Below are 16,798 nucleotides of genomic sequence, written 5' to 3'. Positions count from 1 at the left end.
ACGAGTAGCTTAGCATTACAGTTGCGTTTTCAGTTTGATATGAGCCTGTCTTGCTGCGGCTTGATGCGCTCGCCGCCAAAGCGACCATGCGATGATCTGTGCGGGCTGGATTTGACGCTGTGCCATGCGGTTGGCGATGCGGCGGATTTCCTGGACAGACCATCGGATCAGGGGTGGCGATGAGGCCTGCGCATTGTTTTTGGGGGCGGTGCGGCATTGGCATGATGACGGATGACGGCCATCATGGCGAAGGCCAGCATGACCAGGGAAACATGGCGGTGCCAGCCGTGCCAGGAGCGCGTCTCGTTGTGATCGAGGCCAAGCTCGTTCTTCGCGGTCTCGAAGCTGTCCTCGATCGCCCATCGGTGGCCCTCGATCCGCACCAGTGTTTCCATAGACGTGCCCTGCGGACACCAGGTTGAGAAGAAGGCCAGATCGCCGTCAGAGATATTGCGGCGGATCAGCAGGCCTCGTGTCCAGAGCCCGCTGAATTTCGCGTCGAAATCTTCGGCATCGAGATCGGCCAGTTCGATATAGGCCCAGTCATGGAGGCGTTCTCCCTTGGTACCTGACCCCGCCGAAAGGCGTCGCCAGGCAACCGGGGGTAGGTCCGCGGCGATATCCTTCGCGGTTCCGGCAACGGCATAGGGCTTGCCCCAGGAGTTGAACGCATGCTTTGCGCTGACCCCAAGCACATATCCCTTGCCAGCACGCCGCAGCGCCATCTCGATATCGCCGACCCCATAGACGCTGTCCGCCGCTACCCAGGAAAACGGCACATCCGCAGCCAGCGCCCGCTCGATCATGGTGCGGGCAATCGCGGGTTTGGTGGCAAAGCCGAGTTCCTGCGGCACATGGGCCTTGCCGCGCCGGTCGGGATCGTCCGTCCAGGCCTTCGGCAGATAGAGCGCCCGGTCGATGAAGGCGTGCCCATGGTGCGAGACATAAGCGGCAAAGACCCCGATCTGGCAATTGGTGATCTTGCCCGCCGAGCCGGTGTATTGGCGTGCAACACCACAGGAGGCATGTCCCTGTTTCAGAAATCCGGTCTCATCAATCACCAGCACCGCATCCGGATCGGCCAGCGTTTCCAGCGCATAGTCGCGCACGATGTCGCGCAAGGCATCGGCATCCCAAGGAACCCGACCGAGGATCGCCTGCTGCCGCCACGGACCCTTGTCGCCAGCGGCTTCCGCCCGCATCCATCCGGTCTTGCGCCGTTCGTCTCCCAGCAGACCATCGAGAAACTGACCAGCCGATACCGCAACCCGTTCCTGTGTGAACAGCACCCGCATCCGCGACTTCACATCCCGAAGCGACAAAGCCCACAGTTCAAGCGTTTCCTCGACAGGCAATTCCGACATCCATGACCTCATCCAAATCATGGTAACCCATTGATTCAGAGATGAGATGGAAACGCAACTGTAATGTTAGGTCATGTTGACAAATGGCGAAGCCAGAGCCTGATGCAGGCGATATCGATGAAGCCGAGGAAACTGTCTGCGGTTTTGTCGTAGCGGGTTGCCAAGCGGCGACTGTTCTTGAGTTTGTTGAAGCACCGCTCGACCATGTTGCGCAGGGTATAGATCGTCATGTCGACCACCTTGCGCACCCTGCGGTTCTTTCGCATCGGGATCATGGGCAGCGCGTTACGGCTCTCGATGTCTTCTCGAATTTTATCAGCGTCATAACCCCTGTCGGCGACCAACACGGCGGGCTGCGGCAGGTTGTCGGCCATCACCAGATCATAGCCCGTGTAGTCTGAATGCTGCCCGGGCGTGATCTCGGTCCTCATCGGGAGGCCAGCGCCGTTAACGCGGAGATGGATTTTGGTCGAGAACCCACCTCTTGAACGGCCAAGAGCCTCTTTCGGAGCCCCCCTTTTGCGCCCGCCGCATGGTGGTGGGCCCTGATCACGGTGCTGTCGATCATCTGGAGCTTGTCGGGCGCAAGCTTCGCGTGGTTCAAGACATCCAGGATGTCCTCCCACAGCCCGGCGAGCGTCCAGCGCCGGAACTGCCGATAGACCGATGACCACTTGCCAAACTCCTCTGGCAGGTCCCGCCAGGGCGCACCGGTCCGCGCGACCCAGAAAATACCATCCAGAACAAGTCGATGGTCCGTAGGCTTGCGCCCGTTCGGATGCCGAGCCGCTCGGATGAAGCCCTCAAAGAATGCCCATTCGTCGTCGGACATCAGGTTGCGTGCCAAGCTCATCTCCCATGTAGAGATGAGCTTGAATCACAGCCGACCGCGCAGGGGAATCCTTTTTGTCAACACACCCTAGCGCCGCTAATGATCGACTGGACGTTCTGCAAGGTCCGACCCGATGCCGGTTTCAAGATTGGCGATGGCTCGATCACCGTTCAATCAGTCACCCAGACCGGCCAGCGGCAGATCACCCTGCAATGCAGCGCGAGCCCCGCTGGCCAGATGCTCGCCTAAGCGTGGCGAGAACAAGACGCGCAGGACGTGTCGGATATTTGGGCGATCAGCACGGGCGCCATTCGCGATGGTTTCGAGGCGCCATCGTTGTTCTTGAGCGGGAAGCGCGTATTGCGTCCCGCTCTCGGCTATACCCTTCAACTGTGAGGATTCCAGATGCCCATCAATTTCACAGGTGATGCGAGCGCATATCCCGATAGCGCGTTTTTTCCGGACCTTCCGTCCTTGGATGATACCATTGCCCAAATTCCCGGACTGCTGGGCGCATGGGATGCCAGAGATTATAGCGGGTCAGGAGCCTGGGCGGCGCGCGTCGGGTCGGGCACCATCCTACCAGCGGCGGCCGGGTCCGCACCCACTCTGGCGTCCCAAGACGGCCGTCCGGTCCTTCGCTTTGGTCAAACTTCAAAGGCATTCGTCAACGATGCAACCGGGGCGTCAGTGCCGTTTTCCGGCTTGGTATTCGCAACCCGCGCTTATTACGCCGACCAATCCGTCAATTTTCAGAAGGTTTTCGTCGCTGGCAGCGGTGAGTTCTATTTCAGAGCAACCATGTCGCCGCCGCGGTGGCAGTGGGCAGGTCTAGGCAGCACCGGACAGATCACATCGACGCTCGGCGACATGATGGGCTGGAACACCATTGTTTTCGAAAAACAAGGTACCGCGCCAGCCACACTCACAATCAACGGTAGCGGTCCGGCCGCCATCGGATTTGCGGATGCTGCGATGTCTGGCGAATACTTGGTGGTGGGGGACCCCTCGAACGTCACAAGTTGCGTTCAGAATGTTTCACGCATGATCATCTGTAACACAGGCGAGCTGTCAGTCGAGCATCGCAATGCCATCCGAGCGTGGGTAAATGGTTAGAGAACCAGCCAAATGATATAATAGGTCACGCAAGATTATGAAAATAAAACCAATAGATTTTTCTTTAACTTACGATTCGAACGTAAGAAAAATTTTGTCCGACAATAGAATCTACGAAAGGCGAACGGGAATGCTGGGAAGGCCAGCGAGCCCTAAATTCAGATGGAAAACTGGAGATATTATTAAGTCAAGTTCTAACGTGATCCTTGAAAAATACTCCACAATTGCAGATGGAAATTCTCTGTTTACTGTAGGCGCATTTACTTCCTGTGCATCCGCATTTGATGCAAATGTTAGAACTGGACGATATTGCAGCATTGCCCCACATGTTCAGATTTCTGGATTTAGGCATCCAATAGAATTTGTTTGTCAAAATTCTGCCATATACAATCATCATAGAGAATATGTTGCTTCGTAATTTAGCGATAAAAAGAAAAAATTGAACCGGCCCATTGTAGAAAAGAGTTGGCCCAGTGTTCAACGGTCAAAGAATGTCGAGATCGGCCATGACGTTTGGATCGGCAGCAATGTTAAAATTGCGCGCGGAGTAAGAATTGGCAACGGCGCCATCGTCGCAGCACACAGTGTTGTTACAAAGAATGTTGATCCTTACACCGTGGTTGGTGGGAACCCTGCTCAAGTATTCAAGACGCGATACACGCCTTGGGTCTCGGAGGGTTTAGAAGAAATACAGTGGTGGAATTATGACTTGGAATCCATGATGGCCGCTGGTCTTGATTTCTCTGATCCAGAAAAATTCGTTAAAGATTTTTCAGATCGCCTTAATGATCTTGAGGATGCAGACTATGGTGCATTTCGCGCCATATCCACCAACAAGTTGGTTGATTCTGGAAGCCTATATAGCACGCAATCAGGAGTTCTAAGATATTCTGACGGCCTTTGGTCATGCGACAAAGATTATTGGAATTTTTCAAATAGAGTCCCAGTTGATTTGGCGTCAAATGAAGCAAAAATTCAGCGCAATGGTGATGGCACTGTTTCTGTTCAGGTCGGCGACAAGTATGTTTGCGCCACGCCGCGCGGGAAAATAATTTTTACTGATAAAATTAACGATTGGGAAAAGTTTATTATTTTATAGACGTCAATATATTGGCGCCACATGAGTTCCATCCAATCAGACCGAAATGCACAAGCACCATGGTCCTAAAATAGCGCCCGGCTCATAGAATTGACGGTACCTGAGCCGGGCTGCCAGCGGCCGTGCGGGAAGGTTGCCGAATCGCTGGTAAGGAAAACCTTACCTATGGTGGCGAATATTCCAAGCTGACCAAAGGCAGGTCTTGCCGCGACATATCTGCACATCGATAGGAGCCGCGATGGCCGACGATCCCAACCTGTGGCGCTCGATCGCGGGCGCCCGGTCTCCTGAAGTCTGGATCGCGCTGATCGCCGGCACGCTCTATGTCTACCGCAAGTCGCAGCACCCCTCGCGCCTGTCACGCGTGATCGAGGCGGGGATCAGCGGCATGATGGCCTATTCCTTCGGTCCCGATGCAGCGGCCTGGGCCGGGATCAGCGAGGCGCTGGCCGTGATCCTGCTTTCGTCCTGCGGCTATCTGCTGCTCGATGTGGCGACCTCCATCGTCGCCGATCGGGCGGTTCTTCGGGATATCCTCGTCAAGCGCTTGGGAGGCGGAAAGAATGGGTGACCTGACCAATCTGCGCGGGGCGGTGCAACGACACAGCACGCCCGGTTCGCTGGTGATCCTCGTCTGCGCGATGATCGTGTTCGGCCCGCGCATGTGGGACACGATCCGGGGTGAGCCGTGGATCGACAATCAGCTGACCGTCATGCAGGGCAGCACCGGCGCGATCCTAGTCGAGGATCTGACCCTGACGCGCGGCACGGCCAGAGGGGTCCGGATCAACACGATCGAGGATGAGGGCGGCGCGATCCTCTGCTCGGCCGAGCATCACAACAGCTGGCTGGGCGAGCGCAAGCGCATGTGGCGCATACAGGCATTCGTGCGGTGCAGCCCGCCGCTCGATATCTACCGGGTCTGCTCGCGGTTCTCGGTCGCCAGCGACAGCGGACGGCAGCGGTATTTCGGGCCGTTCTGTTCGGGGGTGACGAAGCCGGAGTGAGAGAGGCTTCTGCCACCCACTCCGCGTCTGATACGCAGCCTAATTCGAAAATGTGTCGATCAGGTTGAGGATGGCCAAGATTTGACGAGTTTCGCTGTCCACGCGATATGCCCTGTTGCCGTCACGATAGTAGCTCCAACCTTGACGGCGTTGAAGATCATATCGGCGCGGATCTCGGATCAACACATAGTCGCCGGCCCGGAGGATTTCGCCAACGCGATTTCCGTAGTGGAAACCGTTTTTCCTCGCCTGACCAGGGGGGACGCAAGGTGGGTTCTTCTTCGCGAGGCCAGGCGGGCAGTGCCCAATATGGGATTGCGCCCGCTGATGCCCGTGGCCCCGACCCGGCTCCGCAACTGCGGAGGTTGCGAATAAGACGCCGATAATCCCGACATGAACCGCAACTTTCGAAATGAGAGACATCCTCACCCTCCTGATTTCCGGCAAGCTTTATTTCAGATGCCCGGCTGTGTCCCATCACATCTGGTTGTCTGGCGGTTTGTGGATAGGGCGAACGTCATCGCCATGCCGCGTCTGCCCGAGGGTTGGGCCAAGATCCCTGATGCCGCAAAAAGCTCAATGTGACCTTGGCCCGGCCTCGCAAAAAAATGTGCGCGCGCGAGGCATCACATCCATAGCACGAAATATCAGCCGTTCAATCATCGCCCGCCTCGCGCGGGCTTTTTCACATGGAGGCTCACATGCCCGTCTATCCGATCACCGACAGCTGGTCCGACCCGATCTCGCTGCAAGCGGGGGACATCGTCCAGAATCACAGCCCGCACCCGATCGACATCTGCCCGGGCGAGCCGGACGAGGCGAACCGGCTGCGGCTGCCGGGCTACGCCGGCGCGTTTCAGGTCGATGATGCGGTGACGATTGTCGCCCGCAGTACATTTCATGGCAGCAGTGCGCTGACCGTTGTGAGGGGGTTTTGATGATGAACAGCTTCTGGCCACCCTTCCGGATCCGCGTCGGCCTCAATGGCGATCCCGTGCCTGCGCAGCCGCCGGTCAATACCGCGCCCCCTGTCGCGACCGGCACCCCGCAGGTGGGCGAGGCGCTGACGGCCACGGCTGGCCTGTGGTCGGGCACGGCGCCCATCGAGGTGACGCAGCGGTGGCTGTGGTCGGATGACGGCGAGACATGGACCGGCTACCCGCCCGCCCGCGGCACCGCCAGCATCACGCTGGATGAGGATGATATCGGGCGGCTGATCGCGCCGAACGTCCGCGCCCAGAACGCGGCCGGGCAGAGCGGATGGGTGCGGGGTGTGGCGCTCGGGCCGGTCGTCGCGGCGGATGAGCCTGTCGAACCCGGCGACTTCGCCCGCACCGCTTCCACCAATTCCACTCGCTCGATCCACAGCGGCCACAGCCTGACCGACTCCTATGTGCATATCGGACCATTCCCCGGCAATATGAGGGCTATCCTGGAGTCTATCGGCTATATGGATACGTGGGGCAATGTTATCAAGTCAACGATCCCCGGTAGCACCCTTTACTGGCGGTGGGATCACGATGACGAGATCGGCGAGGGCGAACGCGCTGTAGAAGATATCGACCAATTCCACACCCTGATGATCACCGAGGGCGGCCCACCCCCGCGCACGACCAGCGAAGGTATGGTCAACACGCTGGATTATCTCTGCCGGTTCGCTGCCAACACCGTCGAGAATGGGGCAGGCAACGAGGTTATTCTGTGGTCGATCTGGCCCGACCTGAATGGCCCCGGTGGCGCAGAACCTCCCGCTGAATGGACGGGGTTCACATTCCGCACCGGTCTGCCTGAATATGAAAACAGTTTCAAATACATGGCAGATTATGCGACGTGGAAAATGCACCAGCTTTACCCGTCGCTGCCCGAGGATTGGCGCGTCTGGCTGTTCCCCGGCCACAAATGGATGGAACGTGTTTACGACGACATTCAGAATGAGCTGGTGCCGGGCATCACGGATATTCAGGAACTGTTCGGGGATGGTATTCATCCCGACACTACCGCATGTTATGGCCTGTCGTGCCTCGTGGCGACCTGCCTGTATCAGGTCAATCTGACCGAGGCTGAAAACGTCTATATCACCCCAGAATGGGAAAACCACGATGGGCCACACCCTGCCGTGCCGCAGGCTCTGGCTGAGTATTTCTGGCAGATCGCATGGGAAATTGCGACCGCATATGAACCTGTCGGGATGGGCGGAACTGAGGGCGCGGCGTTGCGGTGGCAACCATCCGATGGCGACCCAATGCCGAACTGGACGCTGGCCGACCCGGATACCGACCCGAACCCTGACCCAGACCCGGAACCCGAGCCGGGTGAAATGCCGGATACGGTGTTTATTCTGAACAATGACGGCTCTGGGTATGACGGCCCAACGCCATCGACGGCACTCCCATCACTGGTTGATGGTGCCTACACATTCACCAGCGACACGACGATTGCCGCCCCTAATGAGAGCGGCACGAATTACATATGTGTAGCTGTGTGGAATGGGGCCATTGCCGATGATGCTGATGGATTCGGCGCTCTGCAAATCCGCAGGACTGGTGCGGGGATGTGGACCAACCCCCGCATGGATATTGAATACAACACTGTGGTGCATGGCTGGGAGAAACGCGCGAAAGTTGGTGATGCCCGGAGGGGCGGCATATCATGGCGGTGTTCAGACGCCGTCAATTCTCAGCGGAGAAAGGGATATGCCACATGCACGACGATACCATCACCCGACTGCCCGATCCATCGGGTTTCGCGGCAGACGCGCTGACCGAAGTGATCAGGGCTGGCGCGCGCAAACTCATTGAGCAGGCGATCGAGGCGGAAATGGCGGCGCTCTTGGCCACCTTTTCAGACGAGAAGCTCGGCGATGGCCGAGCCCGGCTGGTGCGCCACGGAACCTTGCCCGAGCGCGAGGTGCTGACCGGGATCGGACCGGTTGCGGTGAAGGTGCCGCGCCTGCGCGACCGGGGTCCCGGCGAGGACAAGATCAGTTTCACCCCCAGCATCCTGCCGCGCTACCTTCGCAAGGCGAAATCGGTCGAGGAGTTGTTGCCATGGCTTTACCTCAAGGGCGTCTCCACGGGCGATTTCACCGAGGCGCTGGCGGCGCTCTTGGGACCGAACGCCAAGGGGCTGTCGGCCACGACGATCACGCGGCTGAAGGCCGACTGGTGGCACGACTACGAGGCCTGGCAGAAACGCGACCTTGATGCGCGTCGTTTCCTCTACATCTGGGCCGACGGCGTCTACTTCAAGCCGCGGATGGCTGAGGAAAAACAATGCGTTCTGGTGATCGTGGGCGCCGATGAATATGGCCGCAAGGAGCTGCTGGCGATGACAGACGGCTTTCGTGAAAGCACGCAAAGCTGGCGCGAGGTGCTGCTGGATCTGAGGCGGCGTGGTCTGAAACAGGATCCGAAACTGGCCATCGGCGACGGCGCCCTGGGGTTTTGGGCGGCCCTGCGGGAGGTCTTCGCCTCGACGCGGGAACAACGGTGCTGGGTCCATAAAACGATGAACGTTCTCAATGCGTTGCCGCAATCGGTGCAGGCCAAGGCGAAGGGTCATCTGCACGACATCTGGCAGGCCGGGACCCGCGCCGAGGCGGAGGCGGCCTTCGATTTCTTCGTCGAAACCTACGGCGTCAAATGGGACAAGGCGGTCGACAAGTTGGTCAAGGATCGCAGCGCGCTGCTGACTTTTTACGACTACCCGGCCGAACACTGGAAGCACATCCGGACATCAAACCCGATCGAAAGCACCTTCGCCACGGTCCGCCACCGGACGAAACGCACCAAGGGGTGCCTAAGCCGCCAGACCGGCCTCGCCATGGCGTTCAAGCTGATGATCGCCGCGCAGGGCAAATGGCGCAAGCTCGATGGCCGGAACCGGTTGCCCGAGATCATCCAAGGGGTTGAGTTCCGCGACGGCCTGCGCCAACTTCAAAACGCCGCCTGATCCGGCGTCACCAACTTTCGGCGATATCTCCATGGCTGGATCGCAGGGGTTATGCTTGTCGGGGCACCGTGGCCATTGGCGGAATTGGTAGCACAGTCAGCACCTAATACAGAGGGATGGCATGTGGTCGAACTCATGGTCGAGGGAACCGTTATAACGATGCGCGGGGACGGTAACGATATCGTTCACGATCTTAACGACTACCCCGAGATGGACCCCGAGGGATTGGACAATCTCTCAACCGTTGCGCTCATCGGAGACAATTATGACGTTCGTTTCGCGTTCGTGGCCTACGCGCAGGAAATCCCTGATGAGGGGGGCCGAGCTGCCATGCGGGCAGAGGCGCAGGCGGCGATTGCGAGGGCCGAGGCCTGACCAGACAGCCGCCGCCACGCTGACCCAACCCAACCCGCCCTCACCGGCGGGTTTTTTCATGGAGTGATGACAATGACCAACGCACCGGTGCGCTTCATCGTGCTGCACTATAGTTCGACCTATGCCGATCAGGATCTGGGCGTCGAGGACATCCGCAAGATGCATCTCGACCGCGGCTGGAATGACGTCGGCTACCACTACATCATCAAGCGCGACGGCACCGTCCAGAAAGGCCGGGCCGATAGCGCTGTCGGCGCCCATGTCGCAGGCCACAACACCGGCAGCCTCGGCATCTGCTGCATCGGCGGGCTGGAGCGCGCCACCGGGCCGAATGTCGGCGTCGATAATCGCACGGATGCACAGAAGGCCGCGACGATCCGGCTGGTGCGCGATCTGCTGGCCACACACCCCGGCGCCCAGGTGGTCGGTCACCGCGATCTCGCCCCGACGCTATGCCCCGGCTTCGATGTGCGCAGCTGGTGGGCCTCGGTCGATACCGGCAGCGCCAGCACCGTCACCACCCCCGAGATTCCGCCGACGATCCGGCGCAGCTCGCGCGGCCAGCACGTCATTACCGCGCAGCGCCGCATGCAGGCCCGGGGCTATGACGTGGCCCCCGACGGCATCTTCGGTCCGCAGACCGAGGCCGCCACCCGCCAATTCCAGCGCGCCAACGGCCTGAGCGCCGACGGCATCATCGGCCCGAAAAGCTGGGCCGTGCTGCTGGGCTGAATAGAAACTGAATAAAGGAGCCTGAAAATGCAAACCATCATCAACGCGGCGATGCCGCACCTGCTCGAGATCCTCGGCCTCGCGCTGACCGGCATCATCGGCTGGGCCGCCACCACGGCGCGCCAGAAATGGGGCATCGACATCGCCGCCCGCCATCGTGACGCGCTGCATTCCGCTCTGATGACAGGTGCGCAGCTGGCCATTGCCCGTGAGCTTACCGGCCGGGCGGCGCTGGATCTGGTCCTCGGCTATGTGCGCAGCAGCGTGCCGGATGCGATCGGGGCGCTTAAGCCGAACCCGGCGGTGCTTCAGAACCTCGCCGAGGCGAAGCTGAAGGACGCGCAGGACATGCTGACGGGCGCGCTGCACAATGCCATCGCGCGGTGAAGCGCCGGTTGCCCCTCCCGCGACCTACTCGATCACGCGCGAGGGGATGACAGTCTGGCACGTCGGCAAAGCCGTGCTGGTCATCCCGCGCGAGGCGCTGCCGGGGATCGCGCTGCGGTGTCTGGTGGCGTGGCATGAAGGGTGAACTCAACTAGGCGAAATAGGAGCATCTCTAGGCAACTATGAGTTGCAAGCTCAACTTTTACTTTGTAAGCAAGAAAATGCCGATCATATCGCGGTTATCCGCTGATTCGGTGCGATGTGCGGAAGCTGTCTGTTTTTTCCCTGGTACATAAATTTACGCACGTCGGTACGCGTAGCGGCCAGAAAATTCTGGCGTTGATCATGTACGAGGGACTTTATGGCTATCCTGAACCTTGATTTGCTGAATAATAACGACGTAGTTATTAATGCAAGTAATGCCGACGAAACAAACGTCGTGAACATATCCGGCTTGGGCAATAGCACCCTAACCGTCGACGGTGTCGAAGCGACGATTAACAGCGTTGCCGGTGTTTCAGCTGGTGCTAACGCAACATTTGCAGCTGAAAACGGTGGTACACTCAACGTCGACCAAGGTCTTCTCGCGGTCAGCGCATTGACCTCAACGACTTACAAGGTCGGAGATAACAGTACCGTCAATGTTGACGCTTCCGGTATCGATCTGGGTGCGCTTGGCACGTTGCTGAATGCGGATCATAACGTTGAATTTTCTGGTGAAAATCACACCGGTACTTTCTTCTACGATCCGCCCACCGTTTCTCTACTGAGCGCCCTTAATCCCATCACTTTCAACACCACGGGCATGGAAGCTACCGATCAGTTTATAGTCGATGGAAAGACACTTTCCCTTGACACGACATTCCTTGGCGGTCCTGCAACGGCCTATAGGAACGGCGTCTTGCATCTTGAAACCGGTGGCGGCGTACTGACCCCGAAAGTCCATGTCGAAGTCCCCATGTCTCAGAACCAATTCGACCTCTTTCTTGCGAACCAAGGCGACTATCTCAGCGGCGGCACTTTCACATTTCCGGGCGAAATTGTTTGCTTTGCGCGTGGAACCCGTCTTCTTACCAATCGCGGAGAGGTTGCCGTCGAAGACTTGAGGGAAGGTGACATGGTCATTACCCGTGACAACGGTGAGCAGCCCATTCGCTGGATCGGCTCCACACGGATTGGATCCCCCAACATTAGCATCCCCGACAATCTTCGCCCCATCCGTATTTCCGCAGGTTCTCTTGGCAAGAACTCGCCCAAGCAGGATTTGATCGTATCCCCGCAGCACCGTGTGCTCGTACGTTCGCGCATCGCTCAGCGCATGTTCGGCACAACTGAAGTCCTGGTCGCGGCCAAGCAATTGCTTCAAGTGGACGGGATCGATATCGCGACGGACCTGACCGAGGTAGAGTATTTCCACATGCTGTTTGAACAGCATGAAGTGGTCATTTCGAACGGGGCCGAAACCGAATCGCTCTATACGGGCCCTGAGGCGCTCAAGTCAGTGGGCCGTCAGGCGGTTCAGGAGATATTCATACTCTTCCCGGAACTGCGTCAACGAGATTACATTTCTGAGCCTGCCCGCCCGCTGCTTTCAGGCCGTCAGGGACGAAAACTTGCGGTTCGCCATGTGCAGAACGGCCAAGACCTTGTGATGTAACTACCGTCGGCAGCGGCGTCACGCAATCGCCGCTGCCTTGCCTTATTCTGAAGAGCCCTGCCCTATCCAATTCTTGGGGTTTGCTCTTTGGTTCGCTGAACCTGCGCAGGCGCGTTCTGACTGCACAAACCGGGAACGCGCCTGCTTTAGGGGCTGCTTATTTGCACAGATTCTCAGTATCTGCGCGGGGTGCCAGTCCCTCCTAAGGGGCAGGTTGCAGGTTCGAATCCTGCCGGGGTCACCATAAAATCAAACTGCTGCTAACGAGGCATAAGAGTGCACGATTCCGGGGTTTTTCGTGCACACCCCTGTCAAGCGCGAACCCCAGAACGACGAATCGATCAGAATATTGCGTTGATTTATAGTGATATTTTTATGTGAGTTGGCTGGTGTCCGGATTTCAAGCCTGCCACGGTCATTTCACCGCTTTTCCCTACCAGACGCCGTGAGGAGGACCGGCATCGCCTCCTGGCGCAGATAGATGGGGCCGAAATCGAGCCCCTCCGGAGCGAACACCCCGACGCTGGCTGTCCTCAACAGCGACAGAATCGAGTTCCGGTGAAGGCCGGTTTCTGTCTGCATGGTGGTCAGGGTCAGGAATTTTTCGTGGAACGAGGCGATATGCGCCTCCGTCATCCGAAGCTGTGTCCGCCGGGTGACGGGATGCAGCGTCTCCAGCGCCTCCGCATGGCCGGCCTCGATCAGCGCCTCAATCCGGCCCTTGTCCCGAAAGCCTATGGAGCGTGCGAATTCCGCCGCGGACATGACGCCGGGCAAGGCGTCAACCGCGCGCATCGCGTGATCGGCACGGGCTTTCCGCCAACGATCCACCGACGACTTCAGGACCGAGAACCCGTGATAGCCCTCGTCTGCCGCCACCCGGCCGACCTGCAGCTCGCCCGCACGGATGGCCGAGATGATGTCGCCGACCGGCATATGCGCCCGGGCGCTCGCCGCCTGCAGGCGCTCCCATCCCTGCCCGCCTGAGGGGATCGGCACCGCCAGCGCCTGCAACTCGGCGTTCAGGGCCAGACCATCCTGGATCCGCCATTTCAGCTTGATCGACGCGTTTTGTGTTCGCGGTGTCAGAACCCCTCCCCGGATCAGCGCCTCGACCTCGCCCTTGCTCGCGCCCATGGCCTGTGCCAAGCTGATGGCGGTGACCAGCGACGCAACCTCGGCCAGCAATGGCGCGTAGATGTTGGCGGGAAAGGTCCTGCGGCTGCGCGGTCGGTCATCGCCCGGGGTGAAAGCGCCTGCCTCGGTCAGGAACTGTTCCAGCGCCACTTCCCCGACACCGGTTTCCAGAGAGGCGGTTCTGACCGAGTGCAGGCGCCGCTCGGACACCTCGCGACACAGCAGAAATTCACCGGCAGCGACCGGCCAGACCGAGAGGATGACCTCGCGCAGGATATCCCGGAAGATGTCGAATTCGCGTAGATCACGATAATCATGGCTCAGTTTGACGAAGAGCCATCCGAAGGCTGTCGGCGCCTCGACGAGTGCCCGGCTGGCCGTCACCGCCAGTTCCTCCAGCGCCTGACGGATCGCGGCCTCGCCCTGCCGTGCTTGTTCAAAGCCCGCCGCCTGCGCGGCGCGAAGATCCACCTCGGCCTGCCGATAGCCGATGTCCCGCGGGCGCAGCAGCTCACCACCGAACAACCGACAGAAAACCGTGGCGGCATAGAGCGTGTGCCGGGCAAGCCGGGTCGGATCCTCACCGGTTTCCAGCCGATGATCCAGCCAGACATCATAAGTTGACGGTATCAGCTGCGACTGCCGGAGCGAGCCGTCGAGGATATAATCGGCAATCCTGCCGAGTTGCGACTGGATATCCAGCCGCTTCACCGGATCATCCTCCTCCCAGAGGGCAACCAGCGGGTGAAGATGCCGCAGGCAGATGGTCACCTCGCGCAACTGCCAATGCCCGCGCATGGCCATGGCCGCCAGCGGATCACCCGGATGCGCCGCCGAATCCTCTTGCAGGCAGATCGGACAGCCACGCACCACCGGGCTGCACAGGGCCCGGGATCCGAAGACCTCACCACGAAACAGCGTCGTGACCTTACCGGCATGCGCACCTGTCCAGGAGCGAAGCTGGGCGAGTTCGTCATCGGACAGCTTGCCCCAACCTTGCAGGCGCTCCAGCGCCTCATCATCCTGGGTCAGCAACCGTTTGAAGGAGAACCCCATGTCCAGCGCCAGATCGGGGGCCTTCACGCCCTTGCTTGCCGCCAGACGCGACAGCAAGGAGGGCAGCGTCTCTCGATCGACAGGGCGAAGTCGTGGGAACAGTTTAGACACGGGTTCGGCAATGCAGAGAAGGTGGAAGTTTTTCTTAGAATAGGCAGGCGTTGTCCATAGAAATTTCATTGTGTCCCGGAAACGTTGGTCTTCACGTCAAGCGAGATCTTTGGTGCCATAATAGTGAAGACTTCGCTGCGGGACCGCCTGAACGGCTGATTCGAAGAACTCCATCTAGAAGCATGGAGGGAGGTCGACCGTCCACAAAGGGCCGATTTTCCTATTCTTCCCCGACCGCTGCCTTCATGAACCGCCCCGGCGGCTGGCCGGTATGGCGGCTGAAGGCGGTGCTGAAGGTGCTGGCGGAGCCGTAGCCGACCTTCGCCGCCACCTCGTTCAGCGCGATGCCGCCGCGGCGCAGCAGGTCCCTGGCGACGGCCATGCGCCAGGCGGTCAGGTATTCGATCGGTCGCGAGCCGACCATCCGGGTGAACCGCGCGATGAAGGCCGAACGGGACATGCTTGCTTCGCCTGCAAGATCGGGGATGGTCCAGGGCCGGGTGATATCGCCATGCAGGCCGCGCAGGGCGCTGGCGATGCGCGGATCGGCAAGCCCGCGCAAGAGGCCCGGATGCGTCGCGCGGGCGGGGGCGGCGCGCAAGGCCTCGATCAGCAGGATCTCGACCAGCCGTTCCAGGATCAGTTCGCTGCCAACCTCATCCCGGGCGGCCTCGTCGCCCAGCATCCGCACCAATTGCGTCAGTCGGGGGACGCCGCGGATATGGATCATCCGGGCCAGCAGCGTCACCAACAGCGCCGCGTCGGGCATGCCGAAGGTGAACCAGCCGCCGACCTGCCGCATCTCGGGCGGGCCGTCCTGGCGACCATGGCGAACCTCGTGCTGCGGTGGCGCGGACCTGGCGTTGATGCGCTGCACCGGCGCGGGCGCGAGGCTGGACATGCTGAAGGTCGGCGTGGCGGGCAGCAGGACGAAATCGCCCTCCTCGACCACCACCGGGTCTTCGCCTTCGACAGCAAGGCGGCAACTGCCGAGGGTCATCGCGGCAAAGGCGGGGCGGCCGAAATCGACATATCGCACCGCCCAAGCCCCGGCGCCGCTGATCCCTTTCGAGAACACCGCCTGCGGGCGCAGCAGTTCGATCACCTGGGTCAGCGGATCAGGCATTCAGGACTATCGCAAACTCATTTGAGACTCAGGATTGATGATCGTCCTGATCATGCGCGCTACATCCCTCGTGTCAACCAGAACACACAGGAGACCGCCATGAAAACCGTCCTCATCACCGGCAGCTCGTCGGGCTACGGGTTCGAGACCGCCCGCCATTTCCACGCGCAGGGCTGGGATGTCATCGCCACCATGCGGACCCCGCGCGAGGGGCTGCTGCCCGAGGGCGTGCGGCTGCTGACGCTGGACGTCACTGACCCGGCCAGCATCACCGCCGCCATCGAGGCCGCCGGCCCCATAGACGTGCTGGTCAACAACGCCGGCATCGGGTTGGTCGGCGCCTTCGAGGCTGCGCCGATGGATTACGTTCGCAAGATTTTCGAGACCAATACCTTCGGCACCATGGCGATGGTGCAGGCGGTAATCCCGCAGATGCGGGCGCGGCGTTCGGGCGTGATCGTCAACGTCACCTCCAGCGTGACGCTGGCGCCGATGCCGCTGGCCGCCGCCTATACCGCCAGCAAGCAGGCGGTCGAAGGTTTCACCGGATCGCTGACGCATGAATTGGGGGCGTTTGACGTGCGGGTGAAACTGGTAGAGCCCGGCTATGCCCCGACCACGCGCTTCGCGCAGAACATCGACTTCTCCATCGAGGAGATGATCCCCGAGCCCTATGCCGATTTCGCCCGCCCGATCTTCGAGGCCTTCGCCAGCCCGTCCTTGACCACGAAGGAAAGCGATGTGGCCGAGGCGGTCTGGCTGGCGGCGAATGACGCTTCCGACCGGCTGCATTATCCGGCCGGGCCGGATGCCGTCGCGCTGGCCCGGGCAGGATGACCTGTCAGCTG

General features: G+C 60.0%; 16 protein-coding genes and 1 pseudogene. 13 read left to right on the top strand and 4 right to left on the bottom strand.

From position 1 onward, the window contains the following. Positions 1-167: 167 nt before the first annotated feature. Positions 168-1,364, bottom strand: a complete 1,197-nt coding sequence (locus JHW40_RS08580; protein ID WP_139208308.1) for an IS701 family transposase — start codon at positions 1,362-1,364, stop codon at positions 168-170. Positions 1,365-1,435: 71 nt separating this feature from the next. Continuing rightward, positions 1,436-2,217 (bottom strand): IS5-like element ISPpa6 family transposase gene (locus JHW40_RS08575; protein WP_090617958.1). Its coding sequence is split into 2 segments (ribosomal slippage): positions 1,436-1,875 and positions 1,875-2,217, totalling 783 coding nucleotides; the frame shifts between segments, so codons are not numbered across the junction. Positions 2,218-2,295: 78 nt separating this feature from the next. Between JHW40_RS08575 and JHW40_RS08570 the strand changes: the two genes are divergently transcribed. The 12 genes and pseudogenes from JHW40_RS08570 to JHW40_RS08515 all read left to right on the top strand — a co-directional run bounded on the left by JHW40_RS08570 (position 2,296) and on the right by JHW40_RS08515 (position 12,520). After that, positions 2,296-2,445: a hypothetical protein gene (locus JHW40_RS08570; protein WP_170851997.1), complete on the top strand. Its 150-nt coding sequence runs from the start codon at positions 2,296-2,298 to the stop codon at positions 2,443-2,445. Positions 2,446-2,601: 156 nt separating this feature from the next. Then, entirely contained in the window at positions 2,602-3,312 is a 711-nt protein-coding gene (locus JHW40_RS08565; protein WP_090617960.1) for a hypothetical protein, read from the top strand. Positions 3,313-3,802: 490 nt separating this feature from the next. Next, positions 3,803-3,953 (top strand): annotated as a pseudogene (locus JHW40_RS24165) (DapH/DapD/GlmU-related protein); the annotation flags it as partial. Positions 3,954-4,649: 696 nt separating this feature from the next. After that, on the top strand, positions 4,650-4,982 hold the full coding sequence (locus JHW40_RS08555) for a hypothetical protein (RefSeq protein WP_090617964.1): 333 nt from the start codon (positions 4,650-4,652) through the stop codon (positions 4,980-4,982). Beyond that, positions 4,975-5,418 carry a hypothetical protein gene (locus JHW40_RS08550; protein ID WP_090617966.1) on the top strand — a complete coding sequence of 148 codons (444 nt, stop codon included), beginning with the start codon at positions 4,975-4,977 and terminating at the stop codon, positions 5,416-5,418. The genes JHW40_RS08555 and JHW40_RS08550 overlap by 8 nt, the downstream gene beginning before the upstream one ends. Positions 5,419-6,119: 701 nt before the next feature. Beyond that, complete coding sequence (locus tag JHW40_RS08545; RefSeq protein ID WP_090613771.1) at positions 6,120-6,356, top strand: hypothetical protein; 237 nt, start codon at positions 6,120-6,122, stop codon at positions 6,354-6,356. Next, positions 6,356-8,179 carry a hypothetical protein gene (locus JHW40_RS08540; protein WP_272849094.1) on the top strand — a complete coding sequence of 608 codons (1,824 nt, stop codon included), beginning with the start codon at positions 6,356-6,358 and terminating at the stop codon, positions 8,177-8,179. Before JHW40_RS08545 ends, JHW40_RS08540 begins: the two co-directional genes overlap by 1 nt. Then, positions 8,119-9,369, top strand: coding sequence for an IS256 family transposase (locus tag JHW40_RS08535; RefSeq protein WP_090618171.1), 1,251 nt, complete (start codon positions 8,119-8,121; stop codon positions 9,367-9,369). Before JHW40_RS08540 ends, JHW40_RS08535 begins: the two co-directional genes overlap by 61 nt. Before the next feature lie 123 nt (positions 9,370-9,492). After that, on the top strand, positions 9,493-9,744 hold the full coding sequence (locus JHW40_RS08530) for a hypothetical protein (protein ID WP_090617642.1): 252 nt from the start codon (positions 9,493-9,495) through the stop codon (positions 9,742-9,744). Between the two features lie 72 nt (positions 9,745-9,816). Continuing rightward, on the top strand, positions 9,817-10,476 hold the full coding sequence (locus JHW40_RS08525; RefSeq protein WP_090617644.1) for a peptidoglycan recognition protein family protein: 660 nt from the start codon (positions 9,817-9,819) through the stop codon (positions 10,474-10,476). Between the two features lie 27 nt (positions 10,477-10,503). Next, the gene (locus JHW40_RS08520) at positions 10,504-10,863 is read left to right on the top strand and encodes a hypothetical protein (protein WP_090617646.1); all 360 of its coding nucleotides are present in this window, start codon (positions 10,504-10,506) and stop codon (positions 10,861-10,863) included. A gap of 361 nt (positions 10,864-11,224) precedes the next feature. Continuing rightward, positions 11,225-12,520 (top strand): Hint domain-containing protein, encoded by a 1,296-nt coding sequence (locus JHW40_RS08515; protein ID WP_244519389.1) that lies wholly within the window; start codon positions 11,225-11,227, stop codon positions 12,518-12,520. Between the two features lie 420 nt (positions 12,521-12,940). Here JHW40_RS08515 and JHW40_RS08510 read toward each other — a convergent pair whose 3' ends face one another. Next, on the bottom strand, positions 12,941-14,893 hold the full coding sequence (locus JHW40_RS08510) for a TniQ family protein (RefSeq protein ID WP_090617648.1): 1,953 nt from the start codon (positions 14,891-14,893) through the stop codon (positions 12,941-12,943). Between the two features lie 151 nt (positions 14,894-15,044). Continuing rightward, on the bottom strand, positions 15,045-15,950 hold the full coding sequence (locus JHW40_RS08505; RefSeq protein ID WP_090617649.1) for an AraC family transcriptional regulator: 906 nt from the start codon (positions 15,948-15,950) through the stop codon (positions 15,045-15,047). Between the two features lie 99 nt (positions 15,951-16,049). Between JHW40_RS08505 and JHW40_RS08500 the strand changes: the two genes are divergently transcribed. Further along, positions 16,050-16,787, top strand: coding sequence for an SDR family oxidoreductase (locus JHW40_RS08500; protein ID WP_090617651.1), 738 nt, complete (start codon positions 16,050-16,052; stop codon positions 16,785-16,787). Positions 16,788-16,798 lie beyond the last annotated feature (11 nt).

Source organism: Paracoccus alcaliphilus (assembly GCF_028553725.1).
Classification (GTDB): Bacteria; Pseudomonadota; Alphaproteobacteria; order Rhodobacterales; family Rhodobacteraceae; genus Paracoccus; species Paracoccus alcaliphilus.
Note: the sequence above shows the minus strand (reverse complement) of the source record. Positions and strands in the feature narration are given on the sequence as shown.